This is a genomic window from Chromobacterium sp. IRSSSOUMB001 (genome assembly GCF_023507765.1).
Classification (GTDB): domain Bacteria; phylum Pseudomonadota; class Gammaproteobacteria; order Burkholderiales; family Chromobacteriaceae; genus Chromobacterium; species Chromobacterium haemolyticum.
In genome coordinates, this window is sequence record NZ_JALCYU010000013.1 from 23,047 (window position 1) to 44,387 (window position 21,341).

The following is a 21,341-nucleotide window of genomic DNA, read 5'->3' on the forward strand; positions in this document are numbered from 1 at the left end:
CACATTCTCATCGTCAAGGAGGCATCGCCATGCCCGAAATGAACCGCCATACCCTGCTGCTGGCCTGCGCCGCGCTCTCCGTCAGCGCCGTCGCAGTCGCCGCGCCCACGCCACAGGCCGCCGTCGACGCCGAGATTCCCGCGCTGATGCGCAAGAACGGCATCCCCGGCATGGCGGTGGGCCTCGCCGTCGACGGCGACGTTCAGGTTTACAACTACGGCGTCGCCTCCAAGGCCGACCATAGGCCGGTGACGCGCGCCACGCTGTTCGAAATCGGCTCGCTCAGCAAAACCTTCACCGCCGCGCTGGCCAGCTACGCCCAGGCCGAAGGCCGGCTCTCGCTGGCCGATCCCCTAAGCCAGCACCTGCCGGCGCTGGCCGGCGGCGGCCTGGAGCGGGTCACGTTGCTGAACCTGGGCACTCAAACCTCCGGCCTGCCCCTGTTCGTGCCGGACAACGTCGTCAACGCCGGCCAGCTGCGGCGATTCATCCGGAGCTGGCGCCCCAAGCAGCCGGCGGGCAGCCAGCGGGTCTATTCCAATATCGGCATCGGCGTCCTGGGTCAGATCGCCGCCGCCAGCATGCGCATGCCTTACGCGGCGGCGGTGGAAGGCAGGATCTTCGCCAAACTGGGCATGGACAGCAGCTTCGTCAACATCCCCGCCCAGAGAATGAGCGACTACGCCCAGGGCTACGACAAGAACGACCGGCCCGCGCGGCTGACGCCGGCGCCGCTGGCGGACGAGGCCTACGGCGTCAAATCCAACGCCGCCGACCTGGCGCGCTTTCTGAACGCCAATATGGGCCTGCTGCCGATGGCGCCCAAGCTTCAGGGCGCGCTCAAGGACGCCCACATCGGCTACTACCGCGCCGGCGAATTGACTCAGAGCCTGATCTGGGAGCAATACCCGTATCCGGTGGCCCTGCCGCAGCTGCTGAACGGCAATTCCGCCGCCTACATCTACCAGGGCATGCCGGCGCAGCGCCTGGATCCGCCGCTGCCGCCGCAAACGCGGGCCTTCATCAACAAGACCGGCTCCACCAACGGTTTTTCGGCTTACGCCGCCTACATCCCGGAAAAACGGCTGGGCATCGTGCTGCTGGCCAACAAGTCCTATCCGCTGGCCGAGCGGGTCAGCGCCGCCTACCGCATCCTGGAGCGGCTGGACGACGGACTGGCGCCCGCCGCCCGGCCATGAGCGCGCGGCCGGCGGCGCTAGCCGGCGGTCTTGAGCGCGACGATGGACGCGACCAGCAGCGACAGGTAGACAAACTTCTTGCCGCTCTTCTTGTCGCCCCAGAACAGGATGCCGGTCACCACCGTGCCCACCACGCCAATTCCGGTGTAGGCGGCGTAGGCGATCGACATGTCTATGGTTTTCATCGCCAGGTAGAGCAGAAACAAGGAACTGCCCAGGCCCAGCCCGTACATCGCGCAGCCCCTGGCGTAGCGTTTCAGCGCGATGTCCCGGATGCCCACCACCACCAGGATTTCCAGAACCCCCGCCGTCAATAGATAAAGCCAGTCCATTTCAGTCTTTCACTTGCTTGAGTTGCACCACCGAAAACAGGATCACCGCGATCGCCAGCACCGCAAGCGGGCTGACCGACTTGCCGAACAGCGCGACGTCCAGCAGATAAGTGCCCACGGTGCCGAAGATCACAAAAAACACATAGGCGGTCGACGCCCCCATTCTTTTGGTGACCAGCACTAGGAGGGAGAAGCTGCCGATGATGCAGGCGATGGTCGCCAACCACTCCAACACGCTGTCCGAACGCTTCAAACCCGCCGCCCACAGCACTTCCAGCCCGCTGGCGAGCAACAACAACATCCAACTAAACATCTTTAACCGCCCTTCCCCGTAAGCATAATGAAATCCCGCCCAGCGCCGCGCCTTGCCTCGGCCGCGACGCAGGTTTTCGCCGGCCGCTCTTGAAACCCGTTCACCGCCTCTCCGGCGGGAGCGAAGCGCTTGTCAGCCCCCCGCCAATTGCTCGATGTCATGAAACGCGTCCCGCCACTCCTGCTCGCTCATCTCCGCCAGGCCGAAATAGCGCAGCATGAAAGCCCCTTCCACCGCCAGATAGGCCACGCGCGCGCGGCGGCCCTCCTCGGTGGCCACGTCCAGCTTGCCCAGGCGCTCGGCATGCCAGGCCCGCACCCAGTCTTTCTGATCCTTGGACTCCAGCATCGCACTCAAATGGCAGGCGGCGCGGGCGATCAACGCCTCTTCCGTCGCGGTGATGCGGACATGGGTTTTGACTTGCTCGACGCTGGACAGCTGCTCGGCGGCGGCGCCCGCGGTTTTCTCGAAACACGCGTCGTAGTGCTTGCCCCAACGCTCCAGCATGGCGTTGACCAGATTGTGCTTGGCGCCGAAACAGGATTGGACCCCGCCCTTGCTGATGCCCACGGCCTTGGCCACGGCGTCTATGGTGAGGGCGGCCGCCCCGTTGCGTTCAATGATCTCTTCCGCGGCGTCCAACACCTGATTGCGATCGATGGATCTGGGTTTGCCCACTGTGCCCTCCCGCTATTGAATACATACGTACGTATTCTAATAAACGAAACAAACGTCGTCAATTGCGCGGCGGGCGGCCCGCCCTCGCGGCCCATTCACGCCGGCGTCAACTCCTGGGTGAACAGGGTATGGCCGGCCACGTCCTTCAGCCGCACCGTCATCGCGCGGCTGCGGGCGTCTATGTCCACCTGGCCGAAGAACTGCATGCCCGCCAGGGGTGACAGGTTCTGCGTCTCCGGCGCTTTCTGGTACACCACCTTGGGGCCGAAAGTCATGTCCAGCGCATTGGGACCGAAGGTGCCGGCGTTCAGCGGGCCGGACACGAACTCCCAGAACGGATCGAAGTCCGCGAAGGCGGCGCGCTCCGGATGGTAGTGATGGGCGGCGGTGTAATGCACGTCGGCGGTGAACCACACCACATTGCGGATATCGCGGCGCTTGATCTCGCGCAGCAGCCAGGCCAGCTCCAGTTCGCGCCCCAGCGGCCGGCCGTGATCGCCGTTGGCCATCGCCTCCCAGCGCGCGCTGCCGTCCGCGTTCTTGCCGTCGGCCACCTGCAGGCCCAGCGGCATGTCCGCCATGATCGCCTTCCAGACGCCCTTGGCCGCCTGCAGGCCGTCCAGCAGCCAACGCAATTGCTCCCGGCCCATGAAATCCGCGCCCGGCTCGCCGTCCTTCTGCAGATTGGCGCCGTTGGCGCCGCGATAGCTGCGCATGTCCACTACAAACACGTCCAGCAGCGGCCCCTGCGGCAAGTGGCGATACACCCGCTCCTCCTCGCGATTGCCGTGCAGCCGCATCGGCGCGTATTCCAGAAAAGCGCGGGTGGCGCGCGCCTGCAGCACGCCGATGTTCTTCTCGCGGTAGCGCGGATCGGCGGACAAGTCCTTGCCGTCCGACCAGTTGTTGACCACCTCGTGATCGTCCCACTGCCAGATCTGCGGCACTTCGGCGGCGAAGCGCCGCACATTGGCGTCCATCAGGTTGTAGCGATAGCGCCCGCGGTATTCGTCCAGCGTCTCCGCCACCTTGCTCACTTCCGGCGTCAGCAGATTGCGCCAGATCTTGCCGCCCTCCACCGCGGTTTCCGCCGCCATCGGGCCGTCGGCGTAGATGGTGTCGCCGCAATGCACGAAGAAGTCCGGACGCTGCCGGCGCATGGTTTCGTAAATGCGCATGCCGCCCCAATCCGGGTTGATGCCGTAGCCCTGGCCGGCGGTGTCGCCGGACCAGACGAAGCGCAGATCGCGCGCCGTTTCCGCCACGGTGCGGAAGCGGCCCGCCACCGGCTCGGACCAGGCCCGCGGATGGACGGCGTCTTCAAAACGCGCTCTCACATACAGCTGCTCGCCGACCGGCAAGCCGCTCAGATCCACGCGCGCGGTGAAGTCGCCGGCCTCTGTCGCCCAAGGCCCGCGCACCTGGCGCGGGCTGGCGAAGCGTTCGCTGCAGTCCCACTCCACCACCAGCCGCGCGGTCCGGTCCGAACGCGCCCAGACGATGGCTCGGTCCGCGCCCACATCGCCGATCTGGATGCCGGAGCCCAGAACCGGGCGCAGCCGGTCCGAGGTGACGATGGCCGGCGCGGCCAGCGCCGGCCCGGCCAGCAGCAGTCCTCCGCCGGCAAGCGAGGTTTTCAAAAAACGGCGGCGATCCATGGCGTTCTCCAGTTTCGATCAAGACGGTCAAAACGCCGATCTTGCCGCGGCAAGATGACGCCAGGATGTCCCGCTAGCGGGTTTTACGTATTTCATTCGCGCGCCTGATCGCATATACCTCAAACACCCCGCCCCGCGGCCTTCCCAGCCGGCCTGCCGTCAACGGGCGCCGCCAACTGGTTCAAAGGAAAGCACATGCTCTGGGACCCCGGGCCGCCCCCGCCTTTCTCCTCGCTGTTCGAGCACGCTCCGCTGGCCAGCTATCAGGCCCTCCCGGCCAAATTCCGCCTGGAATGGGGGCCCATCTATTACCGCGGCCGCCTGGACGGCAGCGCCAAAGTGCTGATCGTGGGACAAGACCCGTCCGCCGACGAAAACCTGGTGCGCCGCGCCATGGTCGGCACCGCCGGCCAACGGGTGCAAGGCTTTCTGCGCAAGCTGGGCCTGGATCGTTCCTACGTCATCGTCAACGCCAGCCTGTACAGCATCTACGGCCAGTTCGACGGCGAGATGGCCGGCTTCATGGACCAGGCCGCGGTGCGCGCCTGGCGCAATCAGTTGCTGGACCAGCTCAAGCAGCCCGGCCTGCAAGCAGTGATCGGCTTTGGCAAGGCGGCGGCCAAGGTGTTGGACGACTGGCCCGGCGCGGCCACCTTCAAGGCCGCGCAGCGGCTGTTTCAGCCGCAGCACCCCACCGCGCGCTCTCCGGGCGCGCTGCTCAAATCCTGGAACCAGACGCTGGCCGCGCTGGCGCCGCTGCTGAGCCCGGACCCCGGCGCCGCGCCGGACCCCTCGCCTTACGCGCTTACCGGTTTCCGCGATCAGGACCTGGCGCGGATCCCCGCCGCGGACCTGCCCTTCGGCATGCCGGCCTGGCTGGGCCAGGGCGATATGGCCACGCGGGTGATCAAGGGCCAGGCCAAACTGAAAACCCCGGCCGCCAACGCCTCCATCCTGTGGACGGCGCAAGCGGACCAGGGTTGAAACCGGCGGGAGAACGCGAGATGAAACGCTTGGAATGGCTGCTGTGCGCCGCGCTGCTGCCGGCCTACGCCGGGGTGACGGTGACGCCGGGCGACGGCGAGAACCTGGTGATCCGCGGCCGCCTGGTGCTGGCGGAACAAGAGAGCGACGGCCGGCTGGTGCTGGCCGGCGACCGCATCGTCTGCGCCGGCGCGGACTGCGTCGAACCCGCCGGCGCCACGGTGCTGACGGTGAGCGAGGGCTACGTCTTTCCCGGCTTCATCGACGCCCACAATCACGTGGCCTACAACGCCCTGCCCAAATGGACACCGCCCAAGCTCTACCAAAACCGCGGGCAATGGCAGCGCTCCGCCTCTTACAAAGCGTTCAAACGGCCCTACGATCAATTGAAGAAACGCGGCCTGATCTGCGAAATGGTGAAATATGGCGAGGCCAAGGCCCTGATCAGCGGCGTAACCACCATCCAGGGATCGCCCGCCAGCCGCTGCCTGCAAGGGCTGGTTCGCAACGCGGAGAACCCTCAATCCGGCCTGCTCGTCTCCTCCGCGCACGTCCGCACCTTCATCCTGGACGTCGGCGGCGCGCCCAAGATCGACTGGAACGAAACCAGCGCCTTCCTGATCCACGTCGCCGAAGGCGTGGACGCCGACGCGCTGGCGGAATTCGCCACACTCAAGGCCAAGGGCCTGCTCTCCCCCGGCACCGCCGTCATCCATGGCACCGCCTTCGGCGACGAGGAGTTCCGTCAGATGGGCGCGGCAGGCAGTAAGCTGATCTGGTCCCCGCAAAGCAATCTGGCCTTGTACGGCCGCACCACCCGCGTCGACCTCGCCCTGCGCCACGGCGTGCCGGTTTCGCTGGGCCTGGACTGGAACCCCACCGGCAGCGACAATCTGTTCGACGAACTGCGCGTGGCGGAACGCGTCAATCAGCAGCAGTTTCAGGGCGCGATACTGGATCGGGACTGGGTGGCCATGATCACCAGTCACCCGGCGCAGGCCTTGGCCTTGGACGACTACATCGGCGAGCTGCGCGCCGGCCTGAAGGCCGACGTCGTCATCCTGTCCAGCCGCGCCGCCACCTCCGGCCAGTCCCTACTGGACGCCAGGCTGCGCGACGTGGCCGCGGTGCTGGTGGGCGGCCAATTGCTGTATGGCGACAACGACGCGATGGCTGCGGCCGGCCGCGCCGATTGCGATGCTCTGACCGTGGACGGCGCGCCCAAGCGGCTCTGCGCGCAAACTCCAAAGACGCCCAAGGGCGAGCAAAGGCTGGACGACATTCGCGCCGCGCTGCTCAAGGTATACGCCGGCGTGGCGCCGCTAGCACCTTGAGCATCTCCCCATCGCCCCCTTCCTCACACGCTGTTCAAGCCCTCCGCGCTTCGCGGCAACATCGGTGCGGTGACGCGCTCACATCCCCTCCGCAGCCAACTTGAATCTATCCGCCACTTGGACACCCGAGGCTGGGCAATGGACATTCCATCCCTTCCTGCGAGTCCTTATGCTATAAAACAGCAAAATATGATTGCTTCATAAACACGGAATCCGCGGATGGATGGAGCTTCGACATATGCAGCAAACGCCCGCCTCCGGCAACGACGCATTCGAATTTCTATCCACGCTGCCGCCCAGCCCGGCGCAGCGCCGGATGGCGCTGGCCGCCATCCTGGTGTCCATGCTGGTGTTCATCTGCGCCCTGCCTTTCGCCAAAGTGCCCCTGCCCAAAGTGCCCGCCTTCATTCCCGCGTATCAGGCGGCGATGGCGGTGTGCGATCTGGTCACCGCGGCGCTATTGTTCGGCCAATACGCGATCTTGCGCGCCCGCGCATTGTTGGCCCTGGCCACGGCCTATTTATTCACCGCGCTGATGGCAATGGCTCACGCGCTCACCTTTCCCGGCGTGTTCGCGCCGGGCGGCCTATTGGGGGCTGGGCCGCAAACCACGGCCTGGATGTATATGTTCTGGCACGGCGGCTTTCCGCTGATGGTGCTGGCTTACGCGCTGCTGGCTCAACGCAACGACGGCCCAAAACGCTTTACCAGCGCGCTGCCCGCGGTGCTGGGCTGCATCGCCGGCTCGCTGGCGCTGATGGTAGCGTTGACGGCGTTGGCCACGCTGGGCCACCCCTGGTTCCCCCCTATCATGCAGGGCAGCCGCTACACGCCCATCATGTTCGGCGTGGTGTCCGCCGTTTGGGGCTTCAGCGCGCTGGCCTTGCTGCTGCTGTTGCGGCGCTGGAAGCGCACCTTGCTGGACGTCTGGCTGGCGGTCGTGATGACGGCCTGGCTGTGCGACATCGCCTTGTCCGCCATGCTCAACGCCAGCCGCTTCGACCTGGGCTTTTACGCCGGCCGCGGCTATGGCCTGCTGTCCGCCAGCTTTGTGCTGATCATCCTTCTGCTGGAAAACGGCCTACTCTACGCGCGCCTGGCGGACAGCGCCGGGCAATTGCGCGTGGCCAAGCAACAGGCTGAGGACGCCACCCAGGCCAAGTCAATGTTCTTGGCCAATATGAGCCATGAAATCCGCACGCCGATGAACGCCATCATAGGCATGTCCTATCTGGCGCTGAAAACCAAGCTGACCGGGCAGCAACGCGACTACGTCAGCAAAATCCACAACGCAGGCACCTCTCTGCTGGGCATCATCAACGACATTCTGGATTTTTCCAAAGTGGAAGCCGGCAAGCTGGAAATGGAAGCAGAACCGTTCTGGCTAGACGATGTGTTGGAGGCGGTGTCCTCGCTGGTGGCGCAAAAAGCAACCGACAAATCTCTGGAATTGCTGTTCGAAGTGAGCTCGGATGTACCCAAAGGCCTTGTGGGCGACGCCTTGCGGCTCAGCCAAGTGCTGATCAATTTGAGCAACAACGCGATCAAGTTCACGGAAAAGGGCCAAGTGGCCATCATCATCAGCCGGCTGGAACAAGTGGGCGACAAGGTCCATCTGCGTTTTTGCGTGCACGACACCGGCATCGGCATGAGCGAGGAACAAGCTGCGCGGCTATTCCAGCCGTTCAGCCAGGCGGACGGCTCCACCACACGCCGCTTTGGCGGCACCGGCCTGGGCCTGACCATCGCCAAGCGGCTGGTGGAACTGATGGGAGGCTCGATCCGAGTGGAGTCCGCCCCCGGATGGGGCAGCCTGTTCATGTTCAACGCCTGGCTGGGCGTGTCCTCCGTCGTGGACACCCGCCGCCAGAGCTTGCCCGGAGAGATCAAGGGCTTGCGCGTGCTAGTGGTGGACGACAACGCGTCGGCGCGAGACATCCTGTCCGACCAACTGCGCTCGCTGGGCTTTTTCGCTCACGCCTGCGCCTCCGGGCCGGAGGCCGTGGCCGCGATCGCTCAGGCCAATCTGGACCGGCCGTTCGACGCGGTTTTCGTAGACTGGATGATGCCGGGCATGAACGGGGTGGAAACCATCTCACAGATTCGCAGCATCAGCCACAGCATCAAGGTTGTCCTGGCCACCGCCTTTGGCCGCGACGACGTTCGCGCCCAAGGCGAGCTAAGCGGCTGCGACGCGGTTCTGATCAAACCCGTAAGCCTGTCTTCGCTCTACGACGTGGTGCTGGCGATGTTCGGACCTCAGCGTGATCACGGCATAGTGGCGCTCACAGAAGAATTGCCGCGCTTGGACGGCGTGCGCCTGCTGCTGGTGGAAGACAACCTGGTGAATCAGCAAATCGCCGTAGAACTGCTGGGCGACGCCGGCGCGCTGGTAACCTTGGCCAATCACGGCGGCGAAGCGCTGGCCCGCCTGGCCGCGATGGGGCCGCAGGGCTTCGACGCGGTGCTGATGGACGTTCAAATGCCGGTGCTGGACGGCATATCCGCCACCCGGCAAATCAAGGCCGATCCGCGGTTTTCCTCCTTGCCGGTGCTGGCGATGACGGCAGACGCGCTGTCGGAAGAGCGGGAAGACTGCATGAACGCCGGCATGGACGACTACATCGCCAAGCCGATTGACCCGCATGCGATGTTCCAGACCCTGCTGCGTTGGGTCAAACCGATACCGCCGGGTGCGGAGCTCCGGCACGCCGCCTCGTCCGCGCTCGCGCTGCCGGACATCCCCGGCCTGGATCAACAAGCCGGCTTGAAACGCGTGGCCGGAAAACGCGAGCTATACCTGCATCTGCTGCGCCAATTCGTCACAGAAGAGGCAGACGCCGCCGCGCGCCTGTCGGCTGCACTGGAAATAGGCGACTTTGTCCAGGCCGAGCGCACCGTGCATACGCTAAAAGGCGTCAGCGGCAATGTGGGTTGCGTACAACTTCAGGATGCCGCCGCAGCGCTAGAGCGGGATTTGCGCTCGCGCGGCGCCGTCCGTCTGGCCCCGCTGGAACAAGCGCTGGAACAGGTGATGACGGCGCTGCGCGCCGGCCTGGAAGCGGAAGACCGTTTATCCGGCGTCGGCGCGCCAAATGCGGACGCTCAGGCCGATCCTGCGCTGCTGCTGCGGCTGGCGGCGCTACTGGCAGCCAGCGACGGCGACGCGCTGGAGCTCTTCCTGCAACAAGCGTCGTCCCTGCGCGCCTTGCTCGCCCCAAATGAATTCGCCGATTTCGAAAAAGCGCTGAACCAGTTCGACTTCGTCAGCGCTCTGACCTTGCTGCGCCACGCCGCGGCTGCCCAGCGCATCCCTTTGCCGGAGAATACAAGATGACGGACTCCGCCCCGGCCGCGCCGCGCCAGACCGTTCTAATCGTGGACGATACGCCGGAAAACCTCACTTTGCTTTACGGTTTGCTCAAAGACCACTACCGAACCCAAATCGCCAACAGCGGCGAACGCGCGCTGGAGCTTTTGGAGGGAGAAACACTCCCGGACCTGCTATTGCTGGATGTCATGATGCCCGGCATCGGCGGCTTTGAGACCTGCCGCCAGGTCAAAGCCAATCCGCGCACCGCGCGGATCCCGGTGATCTTTCTCACCTCGATGGGCGAAAACGAAAATGAACAGGCCGGCTTCGACGCCGGCGCGGTGGATTACATCATCAAACCTATCTCGCCCCCCATCGTGCTGGCCCGGGTCAAAACCCATTTGCGGCTCAAAGCCGCCGCAGACTTTCTGGAAGACAAGGCCGCTTTCCTGCAAAGCGAAGTGGAACGCCGCACCCACGAAGTGCAAGTCGTCCAGGACGTCACCATTCTCGCGCTGGCTTCTCTGGCGGAAACCCGCGACCATGAAACGGGCAACCATCTGCGCCGGACGCAACACTACGTTCTCGCCTTGTGTACTCAATTGCGCAGCCACCCGCGCTTTCAAGCCGCGCTGGAAGAGGAGACCATTCAAGAGCTGTTCAAATCCGCGCCCTTGCACGATATCGGCAAGGTGGGCATTCCGGACCATATCCTGCTCAAACCGGGCAAGTTGACGCCGGAAGAGTTCGAAATCATGAAAACCCACACCACGCTGGGGCGCGATACCATCGCCTCGGCGGAGAAGCTACTGAACTCTCCCAGCAGTTTTTTGCGTCATGCCAAGGAGATCGCGTACAGCCATCAGGAGAAATGGGACGGCAGCGGCTACCCTCAGGGTCTTGCCGGCGACGACATCCCCATCTCCGCCCGGCTCATGGCGGTGGCGGACGTATACGACGCCTTGATATCCCGCCGCGTCTACAAGCCTCCCTTCCCCCATGAACAGGCCGTCTCCATCATCCGCGAAGGCTGCGGCAATCATTTCGACCCGGACATCGTCGCCGCCTTCCTGACCATCACGGAGACCTTCCGCGCCATTGCCGAGCGCTATACCGACTAAGACCCGCTAACAAAACCCCTGATCCTGTGTTGCGCCTCCTTATCGTACTACGGGTACTGCCTGCGTCGGCGCCCCTTGGCTCAGGTTCTCTGCGAGGTTTTGTTAGCGGTTCTAAGAACGCCTAGCGAGCTAGCAAAAACTCGCCACCATTCACCCGACAATAAGAAAACAGTCCGCATCGAATAAACGACAAGGACTGTTATACATTCAAACCAAAGCGCCATGGCCGCCATCAGCGCTTTTTTATTTACGGAAACGCCGCTTAGGAAAGCAGGGATTTAACGGTGCTGCTGGTTTTATGCTCCACCAGCAAGGGCTCCATGCTGTCTCTTTTAGTCACGTCCAGATCATGCTTGGAAATGATTTCCTTCAATTGACAAGCCAATTCCGACATGCTGTACGAACCTGCCTCAATATCGATCAACAGACCATCCACCCGGCTGCGGCTCAAGCGGTTGCTTTTCCACTTGCGCTCAAAGCCCCCGGCGGCGGCCAAGCTGGACAAGGCCGCAGCGATTGAAGTCAGCACTGTGGAATAACCCTTGAGATCATGCCCTTGCACCTGCAGCAAGCCCCCCACCACCACGCTGCAAAGAATCGATCCGAAAATGGCCGTATGATGGGCGAAGCTCCAAAGCCGCTGACCTTTGCTAAACCAGTTTCGCCATCTCATGGCTTCCTGCCTGAGCGCCTCTTTATCCATCATATTTCCTCCTCGCTGAGAAGTACGCATTTGCGGCCAGTCATGAAGTCAACATAGTCAATCCAACTGAAGTTGCAAATGTTCACGCGTAAAAAGCCCATTAATTTGAAATTGGCCCATCCGCACTCAGCGCCTGATGGAAAAAAAATTAAACACTAAAATTTTCGGAAAGCTCACTTCGCCCATGAAAATAGGATAATCGAAACCCGGAGCGTCACACTCCATTGCGCATCAATAAAACTACTACTCTAGACCACGGTCTTCATTTCCGACAGCCTGACTTCGTCCTCTCCTTAAGACCGCGGCTTGCACAAGAGAAGCACTCAATCTGTTTCAAACAGAGCCATATGACAAGCATCATCCCTAGCCGATCCCGCCCTCCAGCCCTCCCGACAACGGTTGAATTCGTACAAAAAAGGCCGCGGAACTAGCCTTGGGCTCGCATTGTCTATATAATCTGGATTCTTATCTGGGGGCGACCTGGTTTCGACGAGGGTTGCGAAGCAGATGAGGGCATACCGGGATTTCAGTCACCCCGTAAAACACTGAGTTTATTTAGTCGCAAACGACGAAACTTACGCTCTGGCAGCCTAAGGGCTAGCTAGACACTACAACGGTTCGCAGATGGGCCGGGGGCGTCAAAACCCTGTAGTGTCACTTTACATCTGCTAGTGCTATGTCGGGTTACTTGGCATAGTGCGAAACAATAGGTAACTCGCCAAAGTCCAGCCTGTCCGTCGGCGTGGCAGCGGTTAAATTCAAATGACACGACTAAGTATGTAGAACTCACTGTAGAGGACTTTCGGACGCGGGTTCGATTCCCGCCGCCTCCACCACAACACCATTTCATGACGCGTCATGAAAACTCAGAAACCCCGATAGCCCACGGCTTTCGGGGTTTTTTGTCGTTTTGAGCCACCCTTTTCGCAAGGCGCCCCAAATACGCAGCCAATCTATAATCCAATCGTCCTCACCCCCGCAAAGCGACCATGCCCCGCATGCTCCCAAGCTTGCCCGACAGCTTCCGGCTGCGACTGACCGCGCTGTTCGGCGCGCTGTTTCTCGCCACGGCGCTGCTGGCCGCGCTATCCCTGGACCACATGCTGAGCAGCCGCATCGTGCAAAACCAGGGCGAAGCCATGCATGCGCTGGCGGACAACATCGCCAAGGCTATCGCCGCCAATCTGCAGGAACGTTATCGCGAAGTCGTGCTGCTGGCTCAGACCCCCGCCTACGTTCGCGCGCCGCTGGACAGCGACGATCTGCGCAAAAGCCTGGAACGCACCAAACGCGCTTATCGCTACTATGCATGGATAGGCATTGCCGACCCTGAAGGCAATATTGTTTCCGCCACCAGCGGCATGTTGCAGGGCCAGAGCGCGGCCAAACGCCCCTGGTTCATCCATGGGCGCCATGCCCCTTTGTCGGCGACATACACCAGGCAGTGCTACTGGCCAAGCTCATTCCCTCCGCCTCTCGCAACGGAGAGCCGCTGCGCTTTGTCGACTTCGCCTCCCCGATTTACGACTCCGAGGGCAAGCTTCGCGGCGTTCTGGCCACGCACGCGCTCTGGCCTGGGTGGAAGAAACGTTACGAGAACGGCTGCCTGCCAAAAAATCGCAACAAGTCTTCATCATCGACCAGCACAACAATATGCTGTCGCCGTTCGAAGCAATCGGGAAGGAGCGCGCGTCCGCGCCGCTGACCGCCGGGCGGGACTTCCACCTAGGAGCCTGGCCCGACGGCGAAGACTATTTGTATAGCGAGGCCTGGGTCCGTGAAGCTGGACTCAACTGGCGCGTGGTCGTCCGCCAGCCGCGACAGCAGGCGCTGGCGCCCCTGAGCCAATTGCGCATTAGCCTGATCCTGCTGGGCCTGGCCGCCACCTTGCTGCTGATGGTTGCCGTCTACCGGCTGGCAGCCCTGTTCAGCCGGCCTCTGGAACAATTGGCCGACATTGCCCAACGCATCGGCCAGGGGGACGAACACGCCGACTGGACGCTGGCCAGCGGCGCTCAGGAATTGCGCTTGTTGTCGCAAGCGATGCGGAACATGGCCACAGCCCTGCTCGCCCGCAAGCAGGAACTGACTGACATCAACGCCAAACTGGAGCAACTGGTGGAGGAGCGCACCGACTTCCTGCGCGAGGTCAACCACGAGTTGGTGCGTACGGCCACACGGCTGGCGCAGCAGGCGCGCAGCGACGCGCTTACCGGTTTGAACAACCGCATGGCCTGCAATGAGCAACTGCGGGAAGAACACCTGCGCTACGGACGCAGCGGCATGCCTTATTCAGTGCTGCTGCTGGACGTAGACCACTTCAAGCGCGTCAACGACAATTTCGGCCACGACGCCGACGACCGCGTGCTGCGTCACATCGCTCAACTCCTGAAAACCACCGCCGCCTTACGGATTTCACCGCTCGCTACGGTGGAGAAGAATTCTTGCTGCTACTGCCCGATACAGACAACAGGGGCGCCGCGGTGCTGGCTGAGAAAATCCGCGCCGTCGTCGAATGCTCGCAAGCTCCGGATGTCGGCCAGGCCACGATCGGCCTTGCCATGGCCAGCCCCGCCGATGCCCAACCCGAAGCGGTGGTGAAACGCGCCGACCAGGCGCTTTACCGCGCCAAGGCCAATGGCCGGAACCAAGTTGCGCTGGACACAAAGAGCGGAGCATCTTGAAGCCCCCCAGTCAATGCCATGACAAAGACATCGCAATCGGCGTAGACTGCCCTCCGCCCCCATTCCAAGGATGTGAACATGAAAAAGCAAACGCTATCCGCCAAATACCGTGTTGAAGTGGGACGCGGCGACACGGCCATGCCGGCCGGCATGGCCAAGGTGCTGGAAATGCTGGGCGCCTCCATCCAGCCACCGGCGAACAAAGCAATGGGCGTCGAAGAGGCCGCCCCGACTGCGGACGCAAACGGAGAAACCAAGGTCGGCAAAGCACCCGCCGCGCCTTGAACTCCCTCCCCATGAAAAATGCCGCTGGCGCGAAGCGCGGGCGGCATGCTTGAGCCGGGGAAACCGGTTTACATCGAATCCAGCACCTTGATGCCCAACAGATCCAGACCGGTTTTCAGCGTCTTGGCTGTCAGCGCCGACAACTGCAGACGGCTGGCGCGGACGTCGCCCTCGCTCTTCAGGATGGGGCAAGCCTCGTAGAAGCGCGAGAACAGCGTGGCGATGTTGTACAGATACTGGGACAAGTAGTGTGGATAGCAGCCGTCCACCACCGCCTGCAAGGTATCCTCAAACTGAGCCAACGCCGCGGCCAAGTGCTTCTCCGCCGGCTCGGTAATGACGATGCCGGCATTGGCGTCGTAGTCGCCTGCCTTGCGGAATACGCTTTGCACTCGGGTGTAAGCGTATTGCAGATAGGGCGCGGTATTGCCCTCGAAGGCCAGCATGGTGTCCCAGTTGAAGATGTAGTCGCTCATGCGGTTCTTGGACAAGTCGGCGTACTTGACCGCGCCGATGCCCACGGCCGCGGCGATCTCGCGGCGCTCGGCTTCCGGCAGATCCGGATTCTTCTCCGACACCAACGCGAACGCGCGCTCTTCGGCCTCCTGCAACAGCTCGATCAACTTGACCGTGCCGCCGGAGCGGGTCTTGAACGGCTTGCCGTCATCGCCCATCATCACGCCGAAACCGACATGTTCCAGCTTCATGCTGTCCGGCGCGAAACCGGCCTTGCGGCAGATGGAGAACATCTGGGCGAAGTGCTGACTCTGACGCGCGTCCACCACGTAGATCACGCGGTCAAGGTTCAGGGTTTTATGGCGGTAGCGCACCGCGCCCAAATCGGTGGTGGTGTACAGATAGCCGCCATCCTTTTTCTGGATGATCACGCCCATGGGCTTGTCTTCCTGGGTGCGGAACTCTTCCAGGAACACGACTTGGGCGCCGTCGTCCTCGGTCAGCAGGCTGGCCACGCGCAACTCCTCGACGATGACCGGCAGATCGTCGTTGTACGAGGATTCGCCGCGCACATGCTCGCGCTTGAGGCCGACGTTGAGCTTCTGGTACACGGCTTCGCAATGCTTCAGCGATACGTCGACGAACTGCTCCCACAGCTTGAGCACTTCCTGGTCGCCGCCTTGCAGCTTGACCACGTAGTCGCGGGCGCGGTTGGCGAAATCTTCGCTTTCGTCAAAACGCACTTTGGCGTTGCGATAGAAAGTTTCCAGGTCGGACAGCTGCAGCTCGGCGTCGCCGGCGTGGCTGGTTTCCACCAGGTAGGCGGTCAGCATGCCGAACTGGGTGCCCCAGTCGCCCACGTGATTGGCGCGCACCACGTCGTGGCCGACAAATTCCATCACACGGGCCAGCGCGTCGCCGATGATGCTGGAACGCAGGTGGCCGACGTGCATTTCCTTGGCCAGGTTGGGCGAGGAGTACTCCACCATCACGCGCTGCGGCGCAACGCGACGGATGCCGAGCTTGTCGTCTTTCAGGGCGGCTTCGCTTCGTCGGGCAAGATATTCAGGGGCTAAATGAATATTGATGAAACCCGGACCGGCGATTTCCACCTTGTCGGCGATGCCGGCAAGATCCAGCGCGGCAACCACTTTCTGGGCCAGTTCGCGCGGGTTGGTCTTAAGCTGCTTGGCAGCGCCCATCACGCCGTTGGCTTGATAGTCGCCGAATTCCGGCTTGGACGCCGGCTGCACCACGGCGGGCGCGTCCGGCGCGCCGGCTGCCGCCAGGGCGGCCTGCACCCGTTGATTGATCAGTTGAAGAATAGTCATTAGAGCCCCAAGAATTGCCGCGAAAACGAAAATTAGTCTTCGCTTCTGAAAAAAACTACTTGTTGATTGTATTCCCGCTTGCCATCAGGGGCAATGCTTGCAGCCAAGCCGCATCGGTAAAATAAGCCTCAAACGACGACGTTTGGGATTTACTGCCAAGATCGGACTCAAAACCAGCGTGTTTCGCCCATGGCCGGCCGTTTAAAGACCTCCGGCGAGATATTCCATAGCGCTAGCGCGGCGGCAAGATCGTCCTGCGGGCGATCCAGCGGCTCGTCGGTAAGGATGAAACTGCCCCAATGCACTGCCCAGGCGGCTCGCGCCCCGGTGTCCAGCAAAATTCGCACAGCCTCCTCCGGATTCACGTGCTGCGGACTGAGAAACCAGCGCGGCTCGTAAGCGCCTATCGGCAACAAGGCCAGATCCACCAAGCCGATGCGTTCGCCTATCAGCCGGAACAGCTGGTCCTGATAACCGGTGTCGCCTGGATACCAGAACTGCAGCCCATCGCCGCGCACGGCGAAACCACCCCACAGCGCGCGGTTTTCGTCGCCGAACATCCAGCGCTTGCTCCAATGGTGAGCCGGCGTCAACTCGGCCTCCACGCCGTCCAGCCGGTAACACTGCCACCAGTCCAGCTCATGGATGCGCGACGCCGGCACGCCGGCGTGCCGCAGGATCACTCCCACACCCAGCGGCGCGACGAAGCGCGGGCAAGCAGCCGCTTGGCGCGCCAGCCGGCGCACGGTGTTGAAGTCGAGGTGATCGTAATGATTGTGGGTGATCAGCACCAGATCGATCGCCGGCAGTTCCTGCAAAGCCATCGGAGGAGGCGACTGCCGCTCAGGTCCAGCCCACTGAAACGGCGAGGCGCGTTGCGACCAAACTGGATCAATCAATATGTTCTTGCCGCACAACTGTATGAAGCTAGTGGCGTGAGCCACCCAAGTCAGCGAGGGCCGCTCTCTGTTACCATTCAACGCCGCCAGCTCCGGCACCCGCCGCGGGATGCGTTCCAGCCGGTGCCGCACAGCCGGCATGCGGCGGCGCTGCCATTCCCAGCGCAAGACATCGGCCAGCTTCGGCTGCTGAAAAGGGTACAGATTACGGTAACCGTCCGCTCCATGATGGGGCAGTAGCGGATCGGGCCGATACACCGGCAGCGGCCAGCGATGCCGCAGCCAGGATTTCAATCGCGACATGACGTCACCATACCGAAAAGACTCCGGCATTGTCGCCGATGAAAAGGGAAAACAAAAGACGGCCGGCTCCGTCGTCCTGCCGCTCGATAGCGCCGGCCCGCCCCGCTCTCAATCAACCTTGAGCGAAGGCCAGCTTCATTTCACGCTCGCGCTTCCGCTCCGCCGCGCGCATATAGAAGTTGGCGGCGATGACGCCGACGGAAACAAAGAGAATGAACAAAGTGGCTAGCGCGTTCATTTCCGGATTCAAACCCAACCTCACCCGCGAAAAGATCACCATCGGCAAGGTGGTCGAGCCAGGACCAGACAGAAAGGCGGTCAGCACCAGATCGTCCAGCGACAACGTGAACGAGAGCAGCCAGCCGGAAATCAACGCCTGCGAAATCAGCGGCAACGTAATCACGAAGAACACCTTCAACGGCCGTGCGCCCAAGTCCATCGCGGCCTCTTCCAGCGAAAGATTGAGTTCCCGCACTCGCGACTGCACCACGATAGCGACATAGGACACACACAACATCACGTGACCTATCCAGATGGTGAACACCCCCCTTCCCTCCGGCCATCCAAAGGCCTGCTCCATGGCGACGAAGAGCAGCAACAGCGAAATGCCCTGGATCACTTCCGGGATCACTAGCGGCGCGTTGATCATGCCGGCAAACAACGGGAACATGCGGAAACGGCCAAAACGCGCCAGCACAAAACCGGCCCACGTGCCTATCACCACCGAGGCGGTGGCGGTCATCAGGGCGATCTTGACGCTAAGCCATGCCGCGTTGATCAGCTCTTCGTCCTCCAGCAAAGCGGCGTACCACTTGGTGGAGAAGCCGGACCACACCGTCACCAACTTGGACTCGTTGAAAGAGAACAGAATCAACAGCACGATGGGCAGATAGAGAAAGGCGTAGCCCAGGCCCAGCACCAGAAAAGACAGCGGCTTGTTCGGCTTGATCATTTCGCGGCCTCCATATTCTTGACTTGGTAGTGCTGGAACAGCGCCATCGGCACCAGCAACAGCAGCACCATCGCGCAGGTCACCGTCGCCGCCATCGGCCAATCCATATTGTTGAAGAACTCGTCCCACATCACCCGGCCTATCATCAGCGTATCGGAGCCGCCCAGCAGTTCCGGAATCACGTACTCGCCCACCGCCGGAATGAACACCAGCAAGCTGCCAGCGATGATACCGTTCTTGGACAACGGCAAAGTGACTTGAACAAAGGCCTTCCATGGCTTGGCGCCCAGATCGTAGGCGGCCTCCAGCAAGCGCAGGTCCATTTTCACTAGATGCGCGTACAAGGGCATGATCATGAACGGCAGATAAGAGAACACCATGCCGATATACACCGCCCAATTGGTGTGGTACAGCCGCAGCGGAGTGTCGACGACGCCCAGCCACAGCAGGAACTGATTGAGGAAGCCGTCGTTCTTCAGAATGCCGATCCAGGCGTAGACCCGGATCAGGTAGGAGGTCCAGAACGGCAGGATCACAAGCATCATCAGGGTATCGCGCGCGCGATCGGAGGCGCGGGCGATGTAGTAGGCCATCGGGTAGCCGATCAACAGACACAGCACCGTGGAGACGAAGGCCATCTTCACCGAACTGATGTAGGTGGCGAAGTACAAGTCATCGCTGAGCATGAACTTGTAGTGGCTGATATTCAGCGCAATGGTGAAGACATCGTCTTCCAGCTTGGTGAGCGGGGTGTAAGGCGGAATGCCCAGTTGCTGCTGCGAGAAGCTGATGCCCACCACCAGCAGGAAGGGCAATAGAAAGAATACGAACAGGAATAGAAACGGAATGCCGATGACGGTAGTTCGTCCGCTGGGCAACCATCGTTTTAATTTGAGACTTTTCATATCAGCACCACGTGGCCGGCGCGTTCCGGCTTGGCTTGCATTGCTTGTTTTACCGACGGCCCGGCCCGTCTGATGCGGGCCGTGGCTCGGCGGCTTCCTCTTGAATTCTCCTAGGAGTCCGGCCGGGCCACTGTTTGCAAGGCCAGGATGCCGGCTCCAGACCACCCACAGCCGGCTGCTGGATGGCCCGGTACATGCTCTCCATTCTGCGCCGGACGCAAGCACCCGAGGGCACCGCGCGGCGCGGTCCCGGGGTATCGAGTCGGCATGAGTTTGTCAGGCCCGGCGCGGCGGAAGCCGTCCGGGCCCGGCGGTCAATGACCGGTCTTCAACTGCGTCCACAAACGGTTTTGCAGGCGCATGATGTCGGTCGGCAAGGGCTTGAGCAGGAACAGCGTCTTCACCACCGCGTCCGGCGGGTACACCGCCGGATCATTGGCGATTTCCGGCTTCACGAATTTGCGCGCGGCGGCGTTAGCGGTGGGATAGAACACTTCATTGGTGATCGCGGCGTTGACTTCCGGCGACTGGATGTAGTTGATCCATTTGTGCGCGGCCTCGGGATGCGGCGCGTCCTTGGGCACCACCATCACGTCGAACCACAGCGGCGCGCCGGTCTTGGGTATCACATAGGCCAGCTGGTAGGGCCGCTTGGCCTCGCGGGCGCGGTGCTTGGCGATGTTGATGTCGCCGGAGAAGCCCAGCGCCAGGCAGATGTCGCCGTTGGCCAGGTCGTTGATGTAGCCCGAGGAGTTGAACTGGGTGATGTAGGGGCGGATTTTCTTCAGCGCTTCGAAAGCGGCCTGGTAGTCGGCGGGGTTCTTGCTGTTCGGATCCTTGCCCAGATGGTGCAAGGCGACGGCGAACACGTCGTTGGCCTGATCCAGCACCGACACGCCGCAGCCTTTCAGCTTGGACACGTATTTGGAATCGAACAGGATATCCCAGCTGTCCAACGGCGCGTCCTTGCCCAGCGCCGCCTTGACCTTGTTCAGGTTGTAACCCAGGCCGTCGGTGCCGTAGGCCCAGGGAACGCCGTGCGCGTTGCCGGGGTCCGCGTCGACGATCTTAGCCATCAGCGCCTTGTCCAGATTGGCGAGATTGGGCAGCTTGGACTTGTCCAGCTTCATATAGATGCCGGCCTCGATCTGCTTGGCCATGAAATTGGAAGTGGGCGCCACGACATCGTAGCCGGCGCGGCCGGTCAGCATCTTGGCCTGCAAGGTGTCGTCGCTGTCGTAAACGTCGTACTTGACCTTGATGCCGCTCTGTTTTTCAAATCCGGGGATGGTGGACTTGGCGATGTAGTCCGACCAGTTGTACACATTCAGCGCCTTGTCCTTCGCCTGCGCGCCCATCGCGGGGAGCAGCAGCAGCGAACAAAACAGATTGCGAGCCAGCTTCTTCATGACAGGTTTCCTCAATGGAAGGCCGCGGCCGGCGTAGGCCCGGCCTGACCGACGACAAGTTCAGCGCCGCCCTCTGCGCCCGTTGCCGGGCCATGGCGCCGCTCCCTCTCCCCTGGCGGCGAAAGCCGCTCAAGGCCAAACGCGATGTCGGCGCGCCGAAGCGCCGCTGCCGACCGCTGCGGACGACGAGCGCCGCTTTGCCAACTTACACCGCATCGCGCGCGATTCCAGCTGTCCGTTCGCTACGATTTGTAAGAACCGGTCCGCGAAATCGTGGACAGCTTGCAAAGCGTCAAGGTGCCAATATGGCCTGCGCGCCACTGGAACGACGACGCGCGAGCCGGGGAAACCTGTGCGGAAAGCCGGCTGGCTCGCCCTGGACAGGCGGTGGCCGGCATCCATCGTCTCCTCTTTTGTCTCTCATTTCTCCGCGCCAAGCGTGTGTTTAATAAAATTTACACATCTATCTGTAACGCTCTACC

18 protein-coding genes and 1 other RNA gene are annotated in these 21,341 nt (G+C 62.2%); 9 read left to right on the top strand and 10 right to left on the bottom strand.

The window, feature by feature from the left end; all coding sequences use genetic code 11:
- Positions 1-29: 29 nt before the first annotated feature.
- A complete protein-coding gene (gene ampC, locus MOV80_RS17045; RefSeq protein WP_205422939.1) occupies positions 30-1,199 on the top strand; it encodes a class C beta-lactamase in 1,170 nt (389 codons plus the stop codon).
- A 17-nt stretch (positions 1,200-1,216) separates the two neighbouring features.
- On the opposite strand, the gene MOV80_RS17050 is transcribed toward ampC, so the two are convergent.
- The 4 genes from MOV80_RS17050 to MOV80_RS17065 all read right to left on the bottom strand — a co-directional run bounded on the left by MOV80_RS17050 (position 1,217) and on the right by MOV80_RS17065 (position 4,180).
- Positions 1,217-1,531, bottom strand: coding sequence for an SMR family transporter (locus MOV80_RS17050; RefSeq protein WP_118267892.1), 315 nt, complete (start codon positions 1,529-1,531; stop codon positions 1,217-1,219).
- A gap of 1 nt (position 1,532) precedes the next feature.
- A complete protein-coding gene (locus tag MOV80_RS17055; protein ID WP_118267894.1) occupies positions 1,533-1,844 on the bottom strand; it encodes an SMR family transporter in 312 nt (103 codons plus the stop codon).
- 132 nt (positions 1,845-1,976) lie between these two features.
- Positions 1,977-2,522 carry a TetR/AcrR family transcriptional regulator gene (locus tag MOV80_RS17060; RefSeq protein WP_118267896.1) on the bottom strand — a complete coding sequence of 182 codons (546 nt, stop codon included), beginning with the start codon at positions 2,520-2,522 and terminating at the stop codon, positions 1,977-1,979.
- Between the two features lie 95 nt (positions 2,523-2,617).
- Positions 2,618-4,180, bottom strand: coding sequence for an alkaline phosphatase D family protein (locus MOV80_RS17065; RefSeq protein WP_118267899.1), 1,563 nt, complete (start codon positions 4,178-4,180; stop codon positions 2,618-2,620).
- 195 nt (positions 4,181-4,375) lie between these two features.
- Between MOV80_RS17065 and MOV80_RS17070 the strand changes: the two genes are divergently transcribed.
- The 4 genes from MOV80_RS17070 to MOV80_RS17085 all read left to right on the top strand — a co-directional run bounded on the left by MOV80_RS17070 (position 4,376) and on the right by MOV80_RS17085 (position 10,932).
- Positions 4,376-5,164: a uracil-DNA glycosylase family protein gene (locus tag MOV80_RS17070; protein WP_118267901.1), complete on the top strand. Its 789-nt coding sequence runs from the start codon at positions 4,376-4,378 to the stop codon at positions 5,162-5,164.
- Positions 5,165-5,184: 20 nt separating this feature from the next.
- Positions 5,185-6,498, top strand: coding sequence for an amidohydrolase family protein (locus tag MOV80_RS17075; RefSeq protein ID WP_118267903.1), 1,314 nt, complete (start codon positions 5,185-5,187; stop codon positions 6,496-6,498).
- A gap of 238 nt (positions 6,499-6,736) precedes the next feature.
- A complete protein-coding gene (locus tag MOV80_RS17080; RefSeq protein ID WP_161523887.1) occupies positions 6,737-9,835 on the top strand; it encodes a response regulator in 3,099 nt (1,032 codons plus the stop codon).
- Complete coding sequence (locus MOV80_RS17085) at positions 9,832-10,932, top strand: two-component system response regulator (protein ID WP_081575626.1); 1,101 nt, start codon at positions 9,832-9,834, stop codon at positions 10,930-10,932. The genes MOV80_RS17080 and MOV80_RS17085 overlap by 4 nt, the downstream gene beginning before the upstream one ends.
- Before the next feature lie 262 nt (positions 10,933-11,194).
- Here MOV80_RS17085 and MOV80_RS17090 read toward each other — a convergent pair whose 3' ends face one another.
- Complete coding sequence (locus tag MOV80_RS17090) at positions 11,195-11,638, bottom strand: hypothetical protein (RefSeq protein WP_146176120.1); 444 nt, start codon at positions 11,636-11,638, stop codon at positions 11,195-11,197.
- A 468-nt stretch (positions 11,639-12,106) separates the two neighbouring features.
- Between MOV80_RS17090 and ssrA the strand changes: the two genes are divergently transcribed.
- From ssrA to MOV80_RS17110, 4 genes are all read left to right on the top strand, one after another.
- Positions 12,107-12,471: a transfer-messenger RNA gene (gene ssrA, locus MOV80_RS17095) on the top strand.
- Positions 12,472-12,624: 153 nt separating this feature from the next.
- Entirely contained in the window at positions 12,625-13,398 is a 774-nt protein-coding gene (locus MOV80_RS17100; RefSeq protein WP_161523962.1) for a hypothetical protein, read from the top strand.
- Complete coding sequence (locus MOV80_RS17105) at positions 13,289-14,236, top strand: diguanylate cyclase (RefSeq protein WP_249605338.1); 948 nt, start codon at positions 13,289-13,291, stop codon at positions 14,234-14,236. Before MOV80_RS17100 ends, MOV80_RS17105 begins: the two co-directional genes overlap by 110 nt.
- 161 nt (positions 14,237-14,397) lie before the next feature.
- The gene (locus MOV80_RS17110) at positions 14,398-14,604 is read left to right on the top strand and encodes a hypothetical protein (protein ID WP_019104626.1); all 207 of its coding nucleotides are present in this window, start codon (positions 14,398-14,400) and stop codon (positions 14,602-14,604) included.
- Positions 14,605-14,672: 68 nt separating this feature from the next.
- On the opposite strand, the gene argS is transcribed toward MOV80_RS17110, so the two are convergent.
- The 5 genes from argS to MOV80_RS17135 form a co-directional block, all read right to left on the bottom strand.
- Positions 14,673-16,391 (bottom strand): arginine--tRNA ligase, encoded by a 1,719-nt coding sequence (argS, locus tag MOV80_RS17115; protein ID WP_081574986.1) that lies wholly within the window; start codon positions 16,389-16,391, stop codon positions 14,673-14,675.
- A gap of 167 nt (positions 16,392-16,558) precedes the next feature.
- Positions 16,559-17,593, bottom strand: coding sequence for an MBL fold metallo-hydrolase (locus tag MOV80_RS17120; protein WP_161523963.1), 1,035 nt, complete (start codon positions 17,591-17,593; stop codon positions 16,559-16,561).
- A 112-nt stretch (positions 17,594-17,705) separates the two neighbouring features.
- A complete protein-coding gene (locus tag MOV80_RS17125) occupies positions 17,706-18,545 on the bottom strand; it encodes an ABC transporter permease subunit (RefSeq protein ID WP_019104629.1) in 840 nt (279 codons plus the stop codon).
- Positions 18,542-19,450: an ABC transporter permease subunit gene (locus MOV80_RS17130; RefSeq protein WP_081574983.1), complete on the bottom strand. Its 909-nt coding sequence runs from the start codon at positions 19,448-19,450 to the stop codon at positions 18,542-18,544. Before MOV80_RS17130 ends, MOV80_RS17125 begins: the two co-directional genes overlap by 4 nt.
- A gap of 314 nt (positions 19,451-19,764) precedes the next feature.
- Entirely contained in the window at positions 19,765-20,859 is a 1,095-nt protein-coding gene (locus MOV80_RS17135; RefSeq protein ID WP_043593021.1) for a polyamine ABC transporter substrate-binding protein, read from the bottom strand.
- Between the last annotated feature and the right edge of the window lie 482 nt (positions 20,860-21,341).

Coding starts and splice junctions, on each gene's coding strand:
- ampC (WP_205422939.1), top strand. CDS start 30: ATGCCCGAAATGAACCGCCATACCCTGCTGCTGGCCTGCGCCGCGCTC.
- MOV80_RS17050 (WP_118267892.1), bottom strand. CDS start 1,531: ATGGACTGGCTTTATCTATTGACGGCGGGGGTTCTGGAAATCCTGGTG.
- MOV80_RS17055 (WP_118267894.1), bottom strand. CDS start 1,844: ATGTTTAGTTGGATGTTGTTGTTGCTCGCCAGCGGGCTGGAAGTGCTG.
- MOV80_RS17065 (WP_118267899.1), bottom strand. CDS start 4,180: ATGGATCGCCGCCGTTTTTTGAAAACCTCGCTTGCCGGCGGAGGACTG.
- MOV80_RS17070 (WP_118267901.1), top strand. CDS start 4,376: ATGCTCTGGGACCCCGGGCCGCCCCCGCCTTTCTCCTCGCTGTTCGAG.
- MOV80_RS17075 (WP_118267903.1), top strand. CDS start 5,185: ATGAAACGCTTGGAATGGCTGCTGTGCGCCGCGCTGCTGCCGGCCTAC.
- MOV80_RS17080 (WP_161523887.1), top strand. CDS start 6,737: ATGCAGCAAACGCCCGCCTCCGGCAACGACGCATTCGAATTTCTATCC.
- MOV80_RS17085 (WP_081575626.1), top strand. CDS start 9,832: ATGACGGACTCCGCCCCGGCCGCGCCGCGCCAGACCGTTCTAATCGTG.
- MOV80_RS17090 (WP_146176120.1), bottom strand. CDS start 11,638: ATGATGGATAAAGAGGCGCTCAGGCAGGAAGCCATGAGATGGCGAAAC.
- MOV80_RS17100 (WP_161523962.1), top strand. CDS start 12,625: ATGCCCCGCATGCTCCCAAGCTTGCCCGACAGCTTCCGGCTGCGACTG.
- MOV80_RS17105 (WP_249605338.1), top strand. CDS start 13,289: ATGCTGTCGCCGTTCGAAGCAATCGGGAAGGAGCGCGCGTCCGCGCCG.
- MOV80_RS17110 (WP_019104626.1), top strand. CDS start 14,398: ATGAAAAAGCAAACGCTATCCGCCAAATACCGTGTTGAAGTGGGACGC.
- argS (WP_081574986.1), bottom strand. CDS start 16,391: ATGACTATTCTTCAACTGATCAATCAACGGGTGCAGGCCGCCCTGGCG.
- MOV80_RS17120 (WP_161523963.1), bottom strand. CDS start 17,593: ATGTCGCGATTGAAATCCTGGCTGCGGCATCGCTGGCCGCTGCCGGTG.
- MOV80_RS17125 (WP_019104629.1), bottom strand. CDS start 18,545: ATGATCAAGCCGAACAAGCCGCTGTCTTTTCTGGTGCTGGGCCTGGGC.
- MOV80_RS17130 (WP_081574983.1), bottom strand. CDS start 19,450: ATGAAAAGTCTCAAATTAAAACGATGGTTGCCCAGCGGACGAACTACC.
- MOV80_RS17135 (WP_043593021.1), bottom strand. CDS start 20,859: ATGAAGAAGCTGGCTCGCAATCTGTTTTGTTCGCTGCTGCTGCTCCCC.